Raw genomic sequence first — 17,786 nt, 5'->3', positions numbered from 1 at the left:
GATTTAAGCGTGCTAGATGCCCTTATTGTTAAGGCTAAGCTTGTTCTTTTCCAGGCTATTCGGGAAGGTCTATTTTCTTGCTGTTGATGCTGCGTTTACGAGTCTGCTTTGCAGGTGTTGCCATTCTCCTTTGAAATATCAACCTGCTAAGCCAATCTGTTGCAAATTTCACACAAACAAGCCGTAATCTGTTACCAACCGTAGCTTGGCGTGATAATATCAAGCTTAATTTTCCAATGTGGGCGAGGGGTGGTAATGAAGGCAGATATTGGTTTGATCGGCTTGGCGGTGATGGGGCAAAACTTGGTTTTAAACATGAACGACCACGGCTTTAAAGTGGCGGTGTTCAACCGCACCACCAGCGTGGTCGATGAGTTTTTGGCAGGGCCTGCCGCCGATACCGAAGTGGTCGGCACGCATTCTTTGGAAGAGTTGGTGGACAGCCTGAGCAGCCCGCGCATTGTCATGCTGATGGTGAAGGCGGGCGAGGTGGTTGACCAGTACATCGACAAATTGGTGCCGTTGCTCAGTGCCGGCGATATTATCGTCGATGGCGGCAACTCCTTATTTACCGACACCAATCGCCGCACCCAAGCGTTGGCGGCGCAAAATATCTACTACATTGGCACGGGCGTGTCGGGCGGCGAAGAAGGCGCGCGCCACGGGCCATCCATTATGCCCGGTGGCAATCCGGCGGCTTGGCCTACGGTCAAGCCGATTTTTCAGGCCATTAGCGCCCACGTCAATAATGATCCTTGTTGCGAATGGGTGGGCGACAACGGTGCCGGCCATTATGTAAAAATGGTGCATAACGGCATTGAATACGGCGATATGCAATTGATTTGCGAAGCCTATAAGTTGTTGTCCGATGGTTTGGGCTTGTCTGCCGACCAGTTGCACAGCATTTTTGCCGATTGGAACCAAGGTGTGTTGAGTTCGTACCTGATTGAAATCACCGCCGCCATTTTTGCTTATAAAGATGAAGACGGCTTGCCGCTGGTCGATAAAATTCTCGATACCGCCGGTCAAAAAGGCACGGGCAAATGGACGGGCATCAATGCGTTGGATTTGGGCATTCCGCTGACCTTAATTGGCGAGTCGGTATTTGCCCGTTGTTTGTCCGCGCAAAAAGACGAGCGCGTCAAAGCGGCGGGTGTATTGCCCAAACGCCCCGCCACCGCATTTACCGGCGATCAAGCCGCCATGATTAGTGCCATTCACGATGCCTTGTACGCGGCTAAGATCATCTCCTATGCGCAAGGCTTTAGGCTGATGCGCGAAGCTTCAAAAGAATACAACTTGTCGCTCAATTACGGCGAAATCGCCTTGATGTGGCGCGGCGGTTGTATTATCCGCAGCCAATTCTTGAACGACATCAAACAAGCTTACGATGCCAATCCAGCGCTGGAAAACTTGTTGTTGGCGGATTTCTTTGCCGAAGCCATGGGCAAAGCCGATGCCGGTTGGCGTAAGGCGATCATTTTGGGAATTGAGCAAGGCATCCCCACCCCTGCGTTTTCATCGGCGTTGGCGTATTATGACGGCTACCGCACCGAGCGACTGCCCGCCAATTTGCTGCAAGCCCAGCGCGATTATTTCGGCGCCCACACATACGAGCGCACCGACAAGCCCAGAGGCGAGTTTTTCCACACCGATTGGACCGGTCACGGTGGTAAGACGGCCTCGACAACGTATACCGTTTAATTTTAGTCATCCGCTTCAATTAATTGTTGCAGCAGTTTTTGTATTGGATTGTCGGCAAGCCGGAGTGAAAAACTGATTTTCACTCCAAAATCCGCAAAAACTGATGCGCTACGGTTAATACCTCCTGTTACCGCCTTAAGCTAAGGTTTTCAAAACTCTATTGGGTGATTTTTATGAACGCAGAACCCTGTACCTACGTCATTTTCGGGGCGACCGGCAACCTGTCGCGCATTAAACTGATGCCAGCTTTATATCATCTTGATGTCGCAGGCCGATTGCCTGAGGGTACGCGCATCTTGGCGGTTGGGCGCAGGCCTTGGGATCAGGAAAAGTGGCTGTCAGAAGTGAAAGACATGCTGTTGGCAAAGATTAAAACGGATTTTGATGAGGCACTTTTCCAGCGTTTTAGCGAACGCTTGTATTACCATCAAGGCGATATTGCCCAACCGGAATGCTATAGCAGTTTGGCGGACACGCTGAATGGCAGCGGCAACTTCCCAAAAAACATGGCTTTTTACCTGTCCATCAGCCCGTCTGATTTTGGCGCGGTGATGGGTTTTTTAAGCGCCAACCAATTGTTCGCCGAAGAATACGGCTGGCGGCGGGTGATTATTGAAAAACCGTTCGGCTACGATTTGGACAGCGCAAAAGCTTTGCAGAAACGCATCAGCCAATATTTGTCTGAAGAGCAGATTTACCGTATTGACCATTACCTAGGCAAAGGCATGGTGCAAAACGTGCTGGTGTTCCGGTTTGCCAATGTCATGCTCGAACCGATTTGGAACCGCAACTACATCGACCACATCCAGATCACCCATTCGGAAAGCATCGGCATCGACAGCCGTGGCGATTATTACAACAGCGCCGGTGCGTTGCGCGATATGTTGCAAAGCCATTTGCTGCAATTGTTGACGCTGGTGGCGATGGAGCCGCCGGTGTCGATGGAAGCCGAAGCCTTGCGCGATGAAAAGGTCAAAGTCTTAAAATCCATCCGCCCCATTCCTAAAGAAGCAGTCCACGCCCACGCTTTTCGTGGGCAATACAGCAAAGGCCATGTCAATGGCGAAAAAGTACCCGGCTATTTGGACGAGGCCAACATCCCCCCGAACAGCACCACCGAAACCTATGCCTCGATGAAGCTGTATTTGGACAATTGGCGTTGGCGCGGTGTACCGTTTTATATGCGTACCGGCAAACGCATGGCGAAAGCACAATCGACCATTTCCATCTGCTTCCGCCACCCGCCGTTGCAATTCTTTCGTGATACTAACGTGCAATGCATGAATCCCAACTGGGTGCTGATGGGCATCCAACCGGAAGAATGCATCCGCATTGAAATGACGGTGAAAGAACCGGGCTTGGAAATGAAGACGCGCACGTGCAGCCTGGATGCCAGTTTCCGCAACCAAGACGAAAAAGCCATTGATGCCTACGAAGACTTATTGCTCGACGTACTCAAAGGCGACCGCTCGCTATTCCTGCGTTTTGACGAAGTGGAATATGCTTGGCGTATCGTTGACCCCATCTTACAAACTTGGGCGATAGAGCGCGATTTTATTGGCACCTATCCCGCTGGCTCTTGGGGGCCAGAAGACAGCCGCTTATTTGATAAAGAAAGCCAATTTTGGCGCAGTTCCTTAACTCCGGAGTGTAAATAAATGCAACAAACCGTAAACTGGCACGAATTTGCCAATGCTGATGATGTCGCCACCGCTGCCAGCCAGCAAATTTTGGCGGCAGCCGAACAAGCCATTGCCGATCATGGACAATTTAAACTGGTACTGGCAGGCGGCACCACGCCAGAAAAAGTCTACCGTTTGTTGGCAGCCGCCGAAGCCGATTGGGGCAATTGGATCATGTACTACGGTGACGAGCGTTGCTTGCCGCTGGACCATCCCGACCGCAACAGCTATCTTGCGGTTGATGCGCTGCTGGATAAGGTCGCCATTCCTGCCAGCCAAATTTACACCATCCCCGCCGAATTGGGCCCTGAACAAGGCGCGGCCTTGTATCGCCCTATTGTTGCCGAAGCCCTGCCGTTTGATATGGTGCTGCTCGGTTTGGGTGAAGACGGTCATACCGCCAGCTTGTTCCCTGGCCACGTCCATCCTGCCGACGAGCTTGCCCATCCGGTTTATAACTCGCCCAAACCACCACCAGAGCGCGTCAGCGTTAGCTCCAAAGCCCTTAGCACGACCAGCCAAGTGATTTTTCTGGTCACCGGCAAAAACAAACAGCTGATGGTCAAAGCTTGGCGCGCCGGTGAAGCCTTGCCGATGACGACGATTGCAATGGAAAAGCCAGTTGATGTTTATATCGATGCGGATGCTAACGCGGCGTAAGCCTTAACCATGCACATCTTTGCTGTTTTGGCGGCTGGCTTTTCAATAGGCGCAGCCGCTTTGCTAATGCTGGGCAATAGTTTACAGCCACAAGCCGCACCGCAATGCCTTCGCCAAAAAGCCGCCGGATTTTTATTGCTGTTTGGCTTGGCGGTTTTTTTGCAATAGCCATCGGTGTCGCCTTGCTGGGGTTTTTCGCCGTTGCTTTAACTTTGCTACTGCAAAATAACGCAATACGCCTTGTTACAATTTCAGCATGAGTGACTTCAAATCCACCAAAATTTTTTTCTGCGTTATCTGCCTATTATCAAACCAGTCATTGCTCCAAATACGAATAATCCGCCAACCTTTGTTTTCTAAAATCTTTTGCCGCCAAATGTCATTGAGCCTAGCCGTCCAGCTACTATGGTATTGCCTGCCATCACATTCGATACCACATATATATAAGCGATCATTAGCATTATTTTTAACACCTAAGTCGATTCGGAAACCGCTTTCACCAATTTGATAATCAACATGAAAACCATGCTCCCGTAAAAATTCGGCAACATCTTCCTCAAAATAAGAATCAGGCTCGCTATCCGTTGTCGATTGTTTAAACTTTGCGTTTAGACTTTGCAAAACCAATTCAGCCGCTTTTTTGTCACCCGAGCTGATTGCTCGTGCATAGCACATGTATTTCCAAAACCAATAATTTTCACTGACACCATCACGCTGACTTTCATTAGATATTGCATCAATGTTTAACGATGAATAAATAATCATGCCCAATTTTGCACGGGTAATGGCTACATTTAAACGTTTCCGACCTTTTTCTTTTTTAGTGATCGCGCCAAAATTCTTTCTTACCCCGTCATAAACGGTTGACAGGATGATAATGTCTCGTTCATCGCCTTGAACATGCTCAACACTACGCACAAAAAATCCAATATCGTCCCCATCTTTCGTTTTGTTGCGCTCTGCTTCTAAGCGATTGGCAAATTCCCGATTTAATTGGGTTTCTTCAAACAACAAATCATCTATGATGTCTTTTTGTTTGACATTGAGAGTGATGACTCCTAATGATAAGTTGTCTTGTTGTCGCCAAATTGATTTTATTCTCTCAACAACAGCTAAAGCTTCCGTGTAATTAGCGCCTGATTTGGCTTGTGCGTTTTCAACTGGGTTTAATTCAATAGCGGCTTTGATACTATCCGGCAACTTTTTATTGCTAGTTGCAGCGATTAACTTACCTTCATAAAAAGCATGATTGGAAAAGTCTATAAGTTCTTTAAATTCAGAACGATAATGCACCAATAACATGGCATGATTTGGATTACCCTTTTGTACTGAATACTCAGCTGCTTCCAATAAACAGTACTCACCTTCGGCGGCAATCAAACGGTTTTTATCAGTGACTGATTCATCTTCAGTTTCCTGTTCGCCATCATCAGTATTTATGTCATCGCCTAATGACATAAAAAAATCAGAGGGCGGCATTTGTTGCGTATCTCCAGAAATAAACACCGCTTTAGAGCGATATAAAAGCGGAAAGGCATCAGCCATAAACATTTGTGAGGCTTCATCAATAATCACTAAATCGTACAAATTCGCTTTTAAATCTAAAATCGAGCTGACCGTTTCAGGGTTAGTCAATAATACGGGATAGATTTCATGAAGCTCTTCAAAACCTGTTGTATACAATTTTCGTAAAGAAGTTTTTGTTGCTTTAGCTGATTTCCTAAGACGCAACAAGTCTCTGTTTTGCAATTGATTTCTTGAAGACACCCTATTACTGAACTTCGACAAAATATGTTGAATATCCTTGTTGCGCTTTTGCTCAACAACAGTCGCTAATTTGCTTTTTTGTTGCTCAAAAGAAATTTTTGAAACCGTATGCAGGGAAATTAAATCGTCAAACCACGCTTGCAGGGCAAAACACTCTATTATTTCAGCCCAAGCAATAACTTGATCGGCTGAATTCTTAAGCAGTAAATCGAATAGGCCAACTTGTTTCAGTTTTTCTTGAATATGTACGACTTGCTCAATATAAGCACTAAATTCTTGTAATTTTTGGTAATAATCTACGACATTACCAGCGCGGACAGAAGCTAGAACACTATCAACATAGTGGGGTGCTAACCAATTTGTTAGTTTTTGGGTATCCACTGAAAGTTGTTTGAAACTTTTGTAGGGTTGCTGGTAGCCACTTGATAAAAAACTGGGATAACAAGCATCTACCAAGCTATGCTCTGTAAGCCATGCCAAATTTGCAGAATAAAAATACCCGTTTTTGTTTTCTAAATTGCGTGACAGGGATACCAGACGATTCAGTAATATATTGATTTCGGCAATATTAGTGGGGGGATTTTGCAGATGTATCCAAGGGTTTTCATGATAATGACAGGCTTGATAGTTTTCGATAAATTGCGTTGCTTCGTTAATTAATTCCCTAAGACCATTTTTGTTGCCTGGCAATAGGTTATTTTCTCGGCAATCTTGATAAAGCGATTGCAACTCTTCATAAGCGTTGATACCTTTTTGGTTTAGCTGGTGCAATTTGGCTTTTAAATTGCCATATGCCAAACGCTGGCCTTGCTGTGTTTCTGTCAGAAATTGATTGGAAATATCTAAAAAATCTTCGCAGTTTTTTAAAATCTCACCTGTTGTGCGACGCTCCACATCAATCTGCGAAAAGCCTTTGTTAGCCAAAGAATTAATTTCTATATCGCGTATAGATTTAATAATCCGCATCCGATCTTTATGTGCATCATCAATAAGTTGCAAAAGCTCACCTAAGCCATTAGCAGTTAGGCGTTTTTTCAAAACCTCCAACGCTGCTTTTTTTTGGCAAACTACCAAGACCTTCTTTTGTTTGGCAAGTGCGTCAGCAATTAAGTTAACAATTACTTGCGATTTGCCTGTGCCTGGCGGACCTTGTAAAACCATTAAATCAAACTTGCGGGTATTCCATAACACCGATTCTTGGCTGTGGTCAGAATCGGTGATTAGCCATTTATCATTTTCGGATGGATGAGGGGATGGGCGTTTTTTACTTAATTGGCGTGGGCTTAGAAAATAGTCCAAAACATGGCTATCATTTGAATTAGCGTTAAATAATTCCTCTAATTTATCCAAATCATCTAATAAGGCTTGGCCTTTTATCGGAATATAGCCAATCATGGCACTCGATATAACCTTAGGCTTTATAAGTACCTTCAACTCATCTTTGTAGGGAATAGGATTGATTTCGCTGTGATCTAAGCCGCTAACACATTTTGTCCAAGCCGCTAATGCCGATTGAGTTTCAGCTGAAACAGTCGCCCAAGTTAATTCCTCTGCATTTTCCCAATGCAAATGAATGTTTTTTTCGTGCGCTAACCAAACTTGTAAAATCCGGTTTAATTGCGGCTCTAAAACCTGATTTTCTTCATCCCTGACCCGATCAAAAATAATCGAACTGGCAGTAACTTTACACGATACTGCCCACAAAAATAATGGTGCTAAATAATATCTGTTTGATTCTAAAGGAATAGCAATAAATGGATAACCTAAATAAAAACTAAGCTGCCCAGTGGTATGAAAATAATCATCTGCTTCGTTTTTTATCTTAGTGCATTTCGCCAAATTCTTTTTATGTGCATTGAAGATTTCAACTTTTTTAGGAACTGTCGCCAGCAAATTCTGCAAAACCTCCAGCGGTGAGGTAGTTTTTATATCCTTATCAAATTCCAAACCTATTTTGACCAATTCCGTTAAATCTTCCCGATACGAATTTTGGGTACATTTTAATAATGGATTGCGGGTAAGTAAGCGTTTGATAAAGTGCTGGCGATGATCTTTTAAAATATCGACTGCCGTCATAAGGGTCTCATCACGATAAAAGCCAAGGCAGATAGCGTTACCAGCTGAAAAATTGCAAAGACGACAAATCCCGTAAATATTTTCTTTTCTGTTTTCAACTGGATAGTTTTTATTTCTTCAATTTTTTGGTTAATCATCGAAATTTTATTTTCAATCAGTTCATCGGTTTTTTCTTGTGCGGTTTTGCTATTTACCTGTATTGACTCAGTAATTTTTTTAAATTCTTCGTGATAAATTTGTTCAAATTTTGTAGCAGATTCTTGGTTTTTGCTTACTATGAAATTAGCTGCCTTACCAAGCTGCTCCCCATATATTTTTCTAATTTCTTGATTATTTTCAATAATTCTGTTGGTTGCCGCTTCAAGTTCTTCAGTATGCTTAACGGCAAGTTCTTTTAATAGCTTTTCTGATCCTTTGCTTTTTTCCAATAACATCCACAATAAGGCGGGGAAAAAATCATGCTCGGTCGCTTGTTGTTTTTCCAAGTTTTGCACAGAAGGCAATAATTTATCTTCAAGTTCTTGCAAGATTTTCTCTTTTTCCATTTGAACGCCTAAATAATTAATCGAACGGGATAGGCGTTAGATGTTACACAAACTTGGCTGTTCTGTTAATGATACTTAATACATTAAGTTTGGTAGGGTACGCAGTGCGTACCTTTTCAAAACTTGCGAATACGACGACTACCCAAAAGGTACGCACTGCGTACCCTACAAAAATAGCTAACCGCCTAAAGGGAAAAACAAAAAGCCAAAAATGGCAAAGGTTATTGGTATTAGTCCTTGGCGAGACGGAATCCAATAAATTCGCTATGGACTGTTGGCTTGTTTTTGCCTCGCACACGCGGGTCACGGCAGGATGTGTTTTTAGTTAATTTGGCTGAACCATTAATATCCTGATCCATCTTTATGGCTAAACACCCACCGTCCATCAACCAACAGGGCTTGAAGGTCTTCATCGGGGTAGCTGGCTTCATCGTTTGGGGTGCGGTCGCCGATTTCAAGATAGAGTACTTCTTCTTCGGTTTGGTTGATTAACCGGTGTCCGTTGCCTGTGCCGGCTTTAAACCCCGCACACATGCCGGGGCTGAGTTGGGTGTGGCCTTCGTCGGTGTGCAGTGTGGGATGGCCTTGCAGGATGTAGATGAATTCGTCTTGTTTACTGTGGGCGTGGCGCAATGCCGATACGGCGTTGGGGGCTAGGCGGGTCAGGTTAACGCCAAAGTTGCTAAGGCCGAACAGGTCGCCGAGTTGGCGTTTTTCGCGGCCTTGCATTTGGGTGGCGAAAGGCTCTGGGTAGACCGATGGTTTTTGGCGTGGCGGTACGTCGGCGGCCAGTAGGGCGACGGGGTAGGGTTGTTCCGGCATAAAAATCTCTTGGCAGATGAACAGCTTAATCGCTGTGGTGGCTTATTGTGGTGTTAGCCTGCCTTAAAAACAACTGCCATAATCCAGCATGGCTTCCGAGCAATCAAAAAACAGCCGGGCGTGGTTGAAGCGGATGTAGAACTTGAGCGCGTATTCAAAAAACACGCTCAGTGTGAGCAGGCGGTACAGGCCTGTCCAGATGCGGTTGGGGCTGAACGGTGAACAACGCCAGACGCTGCTGGTCCACCAGATAATGGGGAAGAGTAAGGTAAAGTGCGCTTCATCCCAGCTGGAAACGGTGAAGTTGCCGGTTTTTGCTAAGGTGTCGAAGCCGTAAAGCAGGACGTTTATCAGTAAAAAGCAAGGCCAAAACGCCCAGCTGAGCGATGCTTGCCCTAGCCAAGCCGAGAACAGGTAGTTGTTGATGTTGATTTTAGGGAAAGGTTTTTCAGTGGCGGGTGCGGTAAAAATCAGCACGCCAAACAATGCGCTAATAATTATCAGCAGTTCCAAAGGCGATGCGAATGTGGTCGCACCAAAAAATATCGGTAAAGTGTAGAAGAACATGGCGGTTATGTCGTTTAGGTGAACAGGTGCTTTTACAATACCCGAAAATGGGCGATTGGCTAAAAGTTACTTGCTTATTGTCCGGCGTCAATTAATGGCAATTATTTGACAACCACTACCGATTTTTTTTATGGTGGTATTGGACATGATTTTTTTGCCGACAATAACCTATGGATTCAAACTAACCGGAGCAAAGATTATGAAAGTAAAAACAGGCCTTAAGGCGGGTAAACGGGGGAGAGTTGTTAGGCGCAATGTTGTTCTTCGCAAATAACGTGCAACCAGACGCTTGGTTAAAATTGTCGAAGCCCGGTTTAATGCCGGGCTTTTTTTTGTCTGGGTGCGTGATGGCTTGCACGGACGTTGGCCTGCAACTTAGCCGAGCCATTTTATGATAAGCTGCAGGTTTTATTTACCCGCAACTCGCCATGTCCGAAGACTACACCTATGAGCGCGATTATGCGCTGGATTCGCTAAAAGTTCCGCCCAATTCCATCCAAGCCGAACAATCGGTATTAGGCGGGCTGATGCTCGACAACCAAACTTGGGATGCGGTGGCTGATATTGTGGCGGAAGTTGATTTTTACCGCCGTAGCCATCAGTTGATTTTCCGCACCATTGCCAATCTGGCCAGCAAGCAAACGCCGTTTGATGTCATCACCATTTCCGAACACCTCAAAGCCATCGGCGAATTGGAAAACGCCGGTGGTTTGGCGTATTTGGCGGTGATGGCAAAAGACACGCCCAGTGCCGCCAACATTGTCACTTATGCCACCATCGTCCGCGACCGTTCGGTGCTGCGCCAGCTGATCCACATCGGCACCGACATTTCCGACTCGGCCTTTAACCGCGAAGGCCGCGAAACTGCCGAGCTGATCGAAAACGCCGAGCGGCAAGTGTTCCAAATTGCCGAACAATTGCAGCGTGGTGAATCGGCAGGTTTTAAACCCATTAAAAGCTTGTTGGCGAAAGCAGTCGATAAAATCGAGCTGATGTTCGAGCAAGGCGACGCCATCACGGGTGCCAGCACCGGTTTTACCGATTTCGACAAACTGACTTCCGGTTTGCAACCCTCTGATCTGATTATCGTCGCCGGTAGGCCGTCAATGGGCAAAACCACGATTGCCATGAACATGGCGGAAAACGTCGCCATCAAAAGCGGCAAGCCGGTGGCGGTGTTCAGTATGGAGATGCCCGGCGATTCGCTGGCAATGCGGATGATGTCGTCGCTAGGGCGTATCGACCAACATAAAATCCGTACCGGTCGCTTGGACGATGACGATTGGCCTCGGTTGACTTCAGCAATGAGCTTGCTGGCGGAAACCAAAATGTTCATCGACGACACGCCGGCGCTAACGCCTACCGAAGTGCGCTCCAGGGCGCGGCGGCTGATGCGCGACCACGGGCAATTGGGTTTGATTGTGCTGGACTATTTGCAGCTGATGCAATCGCCTAGCAGCGGCGAAAACCGTGTGCAGCAGATTTCTGATATTTCCCGTGGCCTCAAGGCCTTGGCGAAAGAGCTGAATGTGCCGGTGGTAGCCTTGTCGCAGCTGAACCGGAATTTGGAACAACGCCCCAACAAACGTCCGGTGATGTCCGATTTGCGTGAATCGGGCGCGATTGAGCAGGACGCGGACTTAATCATTTTCGTTTACCGTGACGAGGTTTACAACGAAGACAGCCCCGACAAAGGCATCGCCGAAGTCATCATTGGCAAGCAACGGAACGGCCCTTTAGGTACGGTGCGTTTGTCGTTCTTGGGACAATACACCCGTTTTGAGAATTATGCGGGCAGCCCTTACGATAGCGGGGATTACGAATGATCCCGGCAGCTTACGCGGTGCTGGATGTGGCGGCGGCGGCGCATAATTTGGCACAAGTGCGGCGTTTTGCGCCCAACGCCAAAATTATGGCGGTGATTAAGGCCAACGGTTACGGGCATGGCATGTTGCGCATCGCCACGGCGTTGCAGGCAGCTGATGCTTTTGCGGTGGCGCGGGTTGATGAAGGTGTGCGTTTGCGCAAGGCTGGTTTTTTGCAGCGCATTGCCGTTTTGGAAGGTTTTACCTGCGCCGAAGAATTGGATGATATGTTGCAGCACCAGCTCGACGCGGTGGTGCATGACCCCAGCCAGCTGGACATTTTTGCCGCCCATACCGCCCAAGGTCAGATTGCCGTTTGGCTAAAGCAAGATACAGGCATGAACCGACTGGGTTTTAAGGCCGATGCCATTGCCGATGCTTACCAGCGTTTGGCCGCTTGCCCGATGATCCGCCAGCCGATCAATCTGATGACACATTTCGCCAATGCCGATGAACCCAGCGATGCCATGACCGCGCGGCAAATTGCTTGTTTCCAAGCAACAGTCGCAGGTTTGGCGGGTGAGCGGAGCATGGCGAATTCGGCGGGCATTTTGGCTTGGCCTGCGGCGCTGACCGATTGGGTTCGTCCAGGCGTGATGCTGTATGGCATTTCGCCCTTGCCGGACAGCACCGGCGAGTCGTTAGGCTTAAAGCCGGTGATGAGCTTGCGCTCGCGGCTGATTGCCGTTAAAACCGTGGCGGCAGGTGAAACGGTCGGTTATGGGGCTAGCTGGCAATGTCCTGCCGACACCCGCTTGGGTGTGGTGGCAATAGGCTACGGTGACGGTTATCCACGCTATGCCAAAGCCGGTACGCCGGTCTTGGTCAACGGCGAACGCGTGCCGCTGGTCGGAAGGGTGTCGATGGATATGGTTACCGTCGATTTAGGTGCAGACACTACCGCCAAACCCGGCGATGCGGTGACGCTGTGGGGTGACGGCCTGCCGGTTGAAGAAATCGCCCAATGGGCGCAGACCATTCCTTATACCTTGGTGTGCGGGATTACGCCACGGGTACAAATTAGGGAAGAGCGGTAAACGTTCCGCTTTGGTTTGTTATTAATTGATGTTGCGCAGACATTTTCTGAGAATTGGAAATAAATAATAATGTGTCGCTATTGCGACAAATAAATAATCGGGTTCTCGCACCCGAAGGCGAGCTACTTTCTTTTGCGCCGCAAGCCACAAGGATGTGGTGAATGCCGAAAATGCAGGAGCATTTTTCGGCCAAAAGAAAGTAGCCAAAGAAAAGGCGGCCCTGTTGCCGCTGATGTCTTGCGCTCCTCGCATTTGTCGGGGGGGGGGGCGGCAAAAGGGGCTTCCTGCCCCTTTGCCGCCGTGCGGCATCCCTGCCGCACCCTTTATGCCCTGGGGTACTTCGGGCTGTTCCCGACAAATACTCCGGTGCTCGACGCGGCAAACGGGAGAAAAATACATTACTGTGTAACAGCAGTTATCAAGTGCTTAATCCCACCATTAACGGCAGCTGAAAACTGCCGACATCAGGCTGGTCTGCTTGAATGCCAACGCCCATCACCAAGCGGTTGATGCAATTGACGGTTGCGCACAAGCACACCACATCCAAAAAAGCCGCCTCATCCCAACCGGCGGTAAATACCGCTTGGGCATCGGCGGCGGTGATTTTTTGCGGGGTTAAGGTCAGTTTTTTCACGTAAAACAACAGGGGTTTTAAGCGGGCATCAATGTCTGCCTTATTGAAATTGCGTTGCAATTGCTTAAAAACGCGGACATCCACCCCCAATGCCTCGGCGGTTTGTTGATAGTTGGCGGTGCAATAATCGCAGTGGTTTAACGTGGAAATAAACCCGCCCAGCACCGCCCGCGTCTGAGGGCTTAACGGAGACATGCCGTTTTTGACATCATCAAACAGCTTGAACATCAACAACCCTCGGCGTGGATATTTTGCCAATAAAGCGGTCATGTTGTTTAAGTCTGGATTTGACGGCAAATAAGACATGCTGGCTCCGTTAAAGGATGGTTAAAAGTCGAAGCTCTCCACTTCTGACAATAAAAATACCGGTGCGCCGCCGCTGGAAATTTCCACCGCATGGGCGGCGGTTTCTTGTCCGCCAGCGGAGTTCAAACAATCCAGCAATGCTTGCATGGAGGGGAAATACACTTCGGCAATGCGGTGGTAAGGCGATGCCGCCGGGCTGGCGCTAGCGGTAATCAACGATGCCACAAAGCGGGTTTTGCCAGCAAGCTTTTCAACCGCCATGGGTACATGCTCTTCAGCATAGCGTTTTTCAAAGACTTCAACATCGGTTGGGTTGGGGTACATTACAATCAATTTTGCTGTTTTCATAGTTTCCTCAAAGGGTTGTGTGGTAACGGGTGCTATCTTAGCGGGCGGGGGCGTTGCCTGTATAATACCGGCTTTCTATGGAATAATAGGTTTTTCCTATGCTTTACGAGGAGGTCGCTGATGGAAATGCAGCAAATACGCTATTTTTTGGCGGTGTGCGATCACGGCAATTTTACCCGCGCAGCGCAGTTTACTTATGTTTCACAGCCGTCATTAACGCAAGCCATCAAAAAACTGGAAGATGAATTGGGCGGCGAATTGTTCATCCGCGACCGCGCCGGTTGCCAGTTGACGCCACTTGGACGCATGGTCGAGCCGAATCTGCGCAAAATCTTTAAAGACACGCAAACCACCAAAGCCGAAGCCATCCGTTTCAACCGCCTGAACACCATTCCCCTGCAAATCGGTCTGATGACCACCATTGGCGCGCAGCGCTTGGGGCCGGTGTTAGCCACTTATCAGCAAGAATATCCGCACATTGAATTGGAATTGCAGGTGGATTGCGAAGCGGTGTTGCTCAACCGGCTGGAATCGGGTTTGCTGGATTTGGTGATTAGCGCGCCCATACAACTGCTGGGCGAGCCGTATCATGCCGTGCCGTTGTATCAGGAACGTTATGTGGTGGCCTTCCATCCGCAGCACCGGTTCAGCCGCTTCGATAACATCGCCTTGAAGGACATCCAGGCCGAACCGTATTTGGATAGGCTGAATTGCGAGCTGCGCGAAAGCTTAAAAGTGATTTGTCAGGACAGGGAAATCAATCTCTACGCGGCTTACCGCAGCAACAGCGAAGAGTGGATTGTCAATATGGTTAGGGCGGGGATTGGCGTGGCCTTAATGCCGGAGTTCACGTTACCCAAACAGGCGGCTGACATCCAATGCAGGTATTTGTCCGACCCTGAAATTAACCGCCAGCTGTATGCCATCCATAGCCAGCAATCCATTAAGAAAGCCGAAGTGAAAGCCTTGGTGGCAAGCTTGCGCTATGTTTAGGCTTGGTTGGATCGAATAAAACAGGCGTCCAAAAACGGTTTTTTGGACGCCTCAATCCATCACCAGTGGCTAAAGGATAACATCAGTGCTGGATAAGCTACTGATACCCGAAAGCTTGATGGCGAATTCAGCCGCAGCATCGCTATCGGTGTTGCCATAGAGGATGTGCGCTGTGCCATCAAAGTAAAGGTCGCCCGGATTGGCAAATACCCCGGAGAATGTGCCGCCGGACACGGGGCTCGAGAAGGTTTGCTTGCCTGTTGCTTGCTCATTGGCATCGATTTCTGAAAGGTCGATTTTATCCAAGCCGATTTCAAAGCCGATGATGGTGTCCGGTGACGCGGCGGGTGATGATGAACTGGTTTGAAAGACAAACTTGTCGCTGCCTGTTCCGCCGATGAGCGTATCCACCCCGGTGCCTCCCACTAACGTATCGTCACCCGCACCGCCGTTCAACCGGTCGTTTCCGTCGCCGCCAACCAGTCTGTTGTTGGCGGCATTACCGGTTAGGTTGTTGTTGAGTGCATTGCCGGTGCCGTTAATGGCATTGGTGCCGGTCAGGATCAGGTTTTCCACAAAAAGCCCCAACTTGAAACTGACGCTTGATTTGACCAAATCTATACCGCCTGCGTTAAGGTTGCTGGTTGTGGTGGTGGTTTCGTAGACTTTGTCACCTAGGTTGTCCACGATATAGGTGTCGCTGCCTGATCCGCCCAGCAAAATGTCCGCGCCTATGCCGCCATCTAACCTGTCGTTGCCGGCGAGGCCAGACAGGGTGTTGGCGTTGCTGTCGCCCACAAGGTTGTCTTTGCCGGGTGTGCCGATTGGCTGCGTGAGGGGCGTGAAGTTGGGTGATGTGGTATCGTTGCTGAACGCCGTGCCGGGGTTGATGTCGGCTAGCATGACGGTACCTGCTGCGGTGCCGTCGGTGATCCAGACTTCTCGGCCATGACTGCCATCGCCCGCACGGAATAGTGCCTTGCCATCGCCAATCGCGGTAAATGCACCGGGTAGTGATGCGCCGCCGACATAGATGTCTTTGACTAATAGAGTGCCTGCACTGGTGCCGTCGGTTATCCAAAGCTCTGTGCCATTGATGCCATCAGTGGCGGCGAACAAGGCCTTGCCGTTGCCGAGTGCGGTGATGTTGGTAATGTCTGCAGAGGATCTGCCAACGTAGATGTCTTTAACGCGGTTAGTGCCGGCGGTGGTGCCATCGGTAATCCAAAGCTCTTCACCGTATGTGGCATCATAGGCGCGGAATAATATCTTGCCATTACCGAGCGAGGTGATAACAGAGGGGCTGCTGCCAGAGCTGCCACTGACAATTTCTTTTAGCATGACCGTACCGGCTTCAGTGCCATCAGTGACCCAAAGCTCATAACCGGTGGTGGAAGACTGGGAGGCACGGAATACTGCTTTGCCGTTGCCTAGCGCAACCATTTCATAAGGATCAGAACCACTGCTGCCTGGTTCAATGTCTTTTACCCTAAACGTGCCAGCGGCGGTACCATCGGATACCCATAGTTCATCTCCGCTTATGCCCTCATTAGCACTGAAAACCGCTTTGCCATTGCCAAGTGCGGTGATGCCAAAAATGCTTGAGCCGCGCAGTCCAGGGTAAATATCTTTAACCAGGACGGTACCGGCTTCGGTGCCATCGCTTATCCAGAGTTCATGGCCTGTCAGCGAGTTTTGGTAGGCGGTAAACAACACTTTTCCGTCGCTTAATGCTCCCATGTTATAAGGATAGCTGCCTTTAGTGCCTGAGTTGATGTCTTTAACGCGAAACGTGCCTGCGTCAGTGCCATCGGTGGTCCAAAGTTCGTAATCGTTACTTGCGTTGCGGCTACTAAAAAGAGCCGTACCGTTGCCTAAAGCAATGAAGTCGCTAGGGTCAGAGCCGCTGTCATAAGTGGCGTAAATATCGAGTATCTCAGTACCGGCTGCGGTGCCATCAGTTACCCAAAGCTCCATTCCGTTAATACCGTCATCGGCACTAAAGACCACTTTGCCATTGCCAAGATCAGTCAGGTTTCTTGGGCCGCTACCCAATGCACCCACGCGAATATCTTTAAGAAGCGATGTGCCAGCGGCGGTGCCGTTGGTTATCCACAGTTCGTCACCATGAGTGTTATCACTGGCGGCAAACAGCCATTGTGTTGCGGGCATAGGTGTTCTCCATTGTTTAAGCGAAAGCAGTTGTTGGGTCAGGCAATAAAAAACCCACTAGAACAGAAGCATTCCGGTATGTTATTGCGCTTTTTAGCATGTCAAACAAAGTCTCCAAGGTCGTTGGCAAGACTTTGGGCAGGGCTTGGAAATTTACTGAGATTGGCTATTTTTGTCAATCAGTTCACTTGCTTGGCTTGGTTTCTGAGTGCGATGTTCAATAATCGTAAATAAGGTAATCAATAACTAATACTGATTAGCCTACCTTAAAATAAACGGATGAATCTTATCGGGTCATTATGAACCGTCGCTGCCTTCTGCAAACACTTGCCGCTTTGGGTTTTTCACCTTGGCTGATGTCGCCTGTCAAACCGCGCCATCAAGATTCATTTGGCAACGCGACCTTGCTGCATTTTACCGACAGTCACGCCCAACTGGAGCCAGTTTACTACCGAGAACAGGCGTTGAATTTAGGCACAGGTGCGGGCAAATATTTACCGCCGTATCTGACTGGAAAAGTGTTTTTAGATTTTTCGGCATTGCCGGTTTGCTGGTGCGTCACAGCGAAGAGTGGATTGTCAATAGAGTGAAGGCGGGGATTAAAGCCG

Annotated in this window: 15 protein-coding genes; 8 read left to right on the top strand and 7 right to left on the bottom strand. The window is 48.5% G+C overall.

Annotated elements, in window-relative coordinates; translation table 11 throughout:
• Window positions 1–255: 255 nt before the first annotated feature.
• The 4 genes from gnd to ACYQ1O_RS00255 all read left to right on the top strand — a co-directional run bounded on the left by gnd (window position 256) and on the right by ACYQ1O_RS00255 (window position 4,214).
• On the top strand, window positions 256–1,704 hold the full coding sequence (gnd, locus tag ACYQ1O_RS00270; RefSeq protein WP_459989458.1) for a decarboxylating NADP(+)-dependent phosphogluconate dehydrogenase: 1,449 nt from the start codon (window positions 256–258) through the stop codon (window positions 1,702–1,704).
• Window positions 1,705–1,877: 173 nt separating this feature from the next.
• Window positions 1,878–3,362, top strand: coding sequence for a glucose-6-phosphate dehydrogenase (gene zwf / locus ACYQ1O_RS00265; protein WP_459989457.1), 1,485 nt, complete (start codon window positions 1,878–1,880; stop codon window positions 3,360–3,362).
• Window positions 3,363–4,046 (top strand): 6-phosphogluconolactonase, encoded by a 684-nt coding sequence (gene pgl / locus ACYQ1O_RS00260; RefSeq protein ID WP_459989455.1) that lies wholly within the window; start codon window positions 3,363–3,365, stop codon window positions 4,044–4,046.
• Window positions 4,047–4,055: 9 nt separating this feature from the next.
• Window positions 4,056–4,214 (top strand): hypothetical protein, encoded by a 159-nt coding sequence (locus tag ACYQ1O_RS00255; protein WP_459989454.1) that lies wholly within the window; start codon window positions 4,056–4,058, stop codon window positions 4,212–4,214.
• 75 nt (window positions 4,215–4,289) lie between these two features.
• Here the strand turns inward: ACYQ1O_RS00255 and ACYQ1O_RS00250 are convergent, their stop codons facing one another.
• The 4 genes from ACYQ1O_RS00250 to ACYQ1O_RS00235 form a co-directional block, all read right to left on the bottom strand.
• Window positions 4,290–7,889: an AAA domain-containing protein gene (locus tag ACYQ1O_RS00250; protein WP_459989452.1), complete on the bottom strand. Its 3,600-nt coding sequence runs from the start codon at window positions 7,887–7,889 to the stop codon at window positions 4,290–4,292.
• The gene (locus ACYQ1O_RS00245; RefSeq protein WP_459989450.1) at window positions 7,886–8,434 is read right to left on the bottom strand and encodes a hypothetical protein; all 549 of its coding nucleotides are present in this window, start codon (window positions 8,432–8,434) and stop codon (window positions 7,886–7,888) included. Before ACYQ1O_RS00245 ends, ACYQ1O_RS00250 begins: the two co-directional genes overlap by 4 nt.
• 342 nt (window positions 8,435–8,776) lie before the next feature.
• Entirely contained in the window at window positions 8,777–9,256 is a 480-nt protein-coding gene (locus ACYQ1O_RS00240; protein WP_459989449.1) for a cupin domain-containing protein, read from the bottom strand.
• Between the two features lie 63 nt (window positions 9,257–9,319).
• Window positions 9,320–9,823 carry a hypothetical protein gene (locus ACYQ1O_RS00235; protein ID WP_459989448.1) on the bottom strand — a complete coding sequence of 168 codons (504 nt, stop codon included), beginning with the start codon at window positions 9,821–9,823 and terminating at the stop codon, window positions 9,320–9,322.
• A gap of 428 nt (window positions 9,824–10,251) precedes the next feature.
• Here ACYQ1O_RS00235 and dnaB point away from each other — a divergent pair, with 428 nt between their 5' ends.
• Window positions 10,252–11,649 (top strand): replicative DNA helicase, encoded by a 1,398-nt coding sequence (gene dnaB, locus ACYQ1O_RS00230; protein WP_459989447.1) that lies wholly within the window; start codon window positions 10,252–10,254, stop codon window positions 11,647–11,649.
• Window positions 11,646–12,725 (top strand): alanine racemase, encoded by a 1,080-nt coding sequence (alr, locus tag ACYQ1O_RS00225; RefSeq protein ID WP_459989446.1) that lies wholly within the window; start codon window positions 11,646–11,648, stop codon window positions 12,723–12,725. Before dnaB ends, alr begins: the two co-directional genes overlap by 4 nt.
• Window positions 12,726–13,143: 418 nt before the next feature.
• Here alr and ACYQ1O_RS00220 read toward each other — a convergent pair whose 3' ends face one another.
• Window positions 13,144–13,665, bottom strand: coding sequence for a carboxymuconolactone decarboxylase family protein (locus tag ACYQ1O_RS00220; RefSeq protein ID WP_459989445.1), 522 nt, complete (start codon window positions 13,663–13,665; stop codon window positions 13,144–13,146).
• A 21-nt stretch (window positions 13,666–13,686) separates the two neighbouring features.
• Window positions 13,687–14,013 carry an EthD family reductase gene (locus ACYQ1O_RS00215; RefSeq protein ID WP_459989444.1) on the bottom strand — a complete coding sequence of 109 codons (327 nt, stop codon included), beginning with the start codon at window positions 14,011–14,013 and terminating at the stop codon, window positions 13,687–13,689.
• A gap of 120 nt (window positions 14,014–14,133) precedes the next feature.
• Between ACYQ1O_RS00215 and ACYQ1O_RS00210 the strand changes: the two genes are divergently transcribed.
• Window positions 14,134–15,006, top strand: coding sequence for a LysR family transcriptional regulator (locus tag ACYQ1O_RS00210; protein WP_459989443.1), 873 nt, complete (start codon window positions 14,134–14,136; stop codon window positions 15,004–15,006).
• Between the two features lie 69 nt (window positions 15,007–15,075).
• Here the strand turns inward: ACYQ1O_RS00210 and ACYQ1O_RS00205 are convergent, their stop codons facing one another.
• Complete coding sequence (locus ACYQ1O_RS00205; protein WP_459989442.1) at window positions 15,076–17,178, bottom strand: ELWxxDGT repeat protein; 2,103 nt, start codon at window positions 17,176–17,178, stop codon at window positions 15,076–15,078.
• 299 nt (window positions 17,179–17,477) lie between these two features.
• On the opposite strand from ACYQ1O_RS00205, the gene ACYQ1O_RS00200 reads away from it, so the two are divergent.
• Window positions 17,478–17,768: a hypothetical protein gene (locus ACYQ1O_RS00200; RefSeq protein WP_459989441.1), complete on the top strand. Its 291-nt coding sequence runs from the start codon at window positions 17,478–17,480 to the stop codon at window positions 17,766–17,768.
• The last annotated feature ends 18 nt before the right edge of the window (window positions 17,769–17,786 follow it).

Source organism: Methylosoma difficile, from assembly GCF_054657615.1.
Note: the sequence above shows the minus strand (reverse complement) of the source record. Positions and strands in the feature narration are given on the sequence as shown.

Bases quoted from the DNA above. Each gene is read 5' to 3' on its own strand.
- gnd (WP_459989458.1), top strand. From the start codon at position 256: ATGAAGGCAGATATTGGTTTGATCGGCTTGGCGGTGATGGGGCAAAAC.
- zwf (WP_459989457.1), top strand. From the start codon at position 1,878: ATGAACGCAGAACCCTGTACCTACGTCATTTTCGGGGCGACCGGCAAC.
- pgl (WP_459989455.1), top strand. From the start codon at position 3,363: ATGCAACAAACCGTAAACTGGCACGAATTTGCCAATGCTGATGATGTC.
- ACYQ1O_RS00255 (WP_459989454.1), top strand. From the start codon at position 4,056: ATGCACATCTTTGCTGTTTTGGCGGCTGGCTTTTCAATAGGCGCAGCC.
- ACYQ1O_RS00250 (WP_459989452.1), bottom strand. From the start codon at position 7,889: ATGACGGCAGTCGATATTTTAAAAGATCATCGCCAGCACTTTATCAAA.
- ACYQ1O_RS00245 (WP_459989450.1), bottom strand. From the start codon at position 8,434: ATGGAAAAAGAGAAAATCTTGCAAGAACTTGAAGATAAATTATTGCCT.
- ACYQ1O_RS00240 (WP_459989449.1), bottom strand. From the start codon at position 9,256: ATGCCGGAACAACCCTACCCCGTCGCCCTACTGGCCGCCGACGTACCG.
- ACYQ1O_RS00235 (WP_459989448.1), bottom strand. From the start codon at position 9,823: ATGTTCTTCTACACTTTACCGATATTTTTTGGTGCGACCACATTCGCA.
- dnaB (WP_459989447.1), top strand. From the start codon at position 10,252: ATGTCCGAAGACTACACCTATGAGCGCGATTATGCGCTGGATTCGCTA.
- alr (WP_459989446.1), top strand. From the start codon at position 11,646: ATGATCCCGGCAGCTTACGCGGTGCTGGATGTGGCGGCGGCGGCGCAT.
- ACYQ1O_RS00220 (WP_459989445.1), bottom strand. From the start codon at position 13,665: ATGTCTTATTTGCCGTCAAATCCAGACTTAAACAACATGACCGCTTTA.
- ACYQ1O_RS00215 (WP_459989444.1), bottom strand. From the start codon at position 14,013: ATGAAAACAGCAAAATTGATTGTAATGTACCCCAACCCAACCGATGTT.
- ACYQ1O_RS00210 (WP_459989443.1), top strand. From the start codon at position 14,134: ATGGAAATGCAGCAAATACGCTATTTTTTGGCGGTGTGCGATCACGGC.
- ACYQ1O_RS00205 (WP_459989442.1), bottom strand. From the start codon at position 17,178: ATGCCCGCAACACAATGGCTGTTTGCCGCCAGTGATAACACTCATGGT.
- ACYQ1O_RS00200 (WP_459989441.1), top strand. From the start codon at position 17,478: ATGAACCGTCGCTGCCTTCTGCAAACACTTGCCGCTTTGGGTTTTTCA.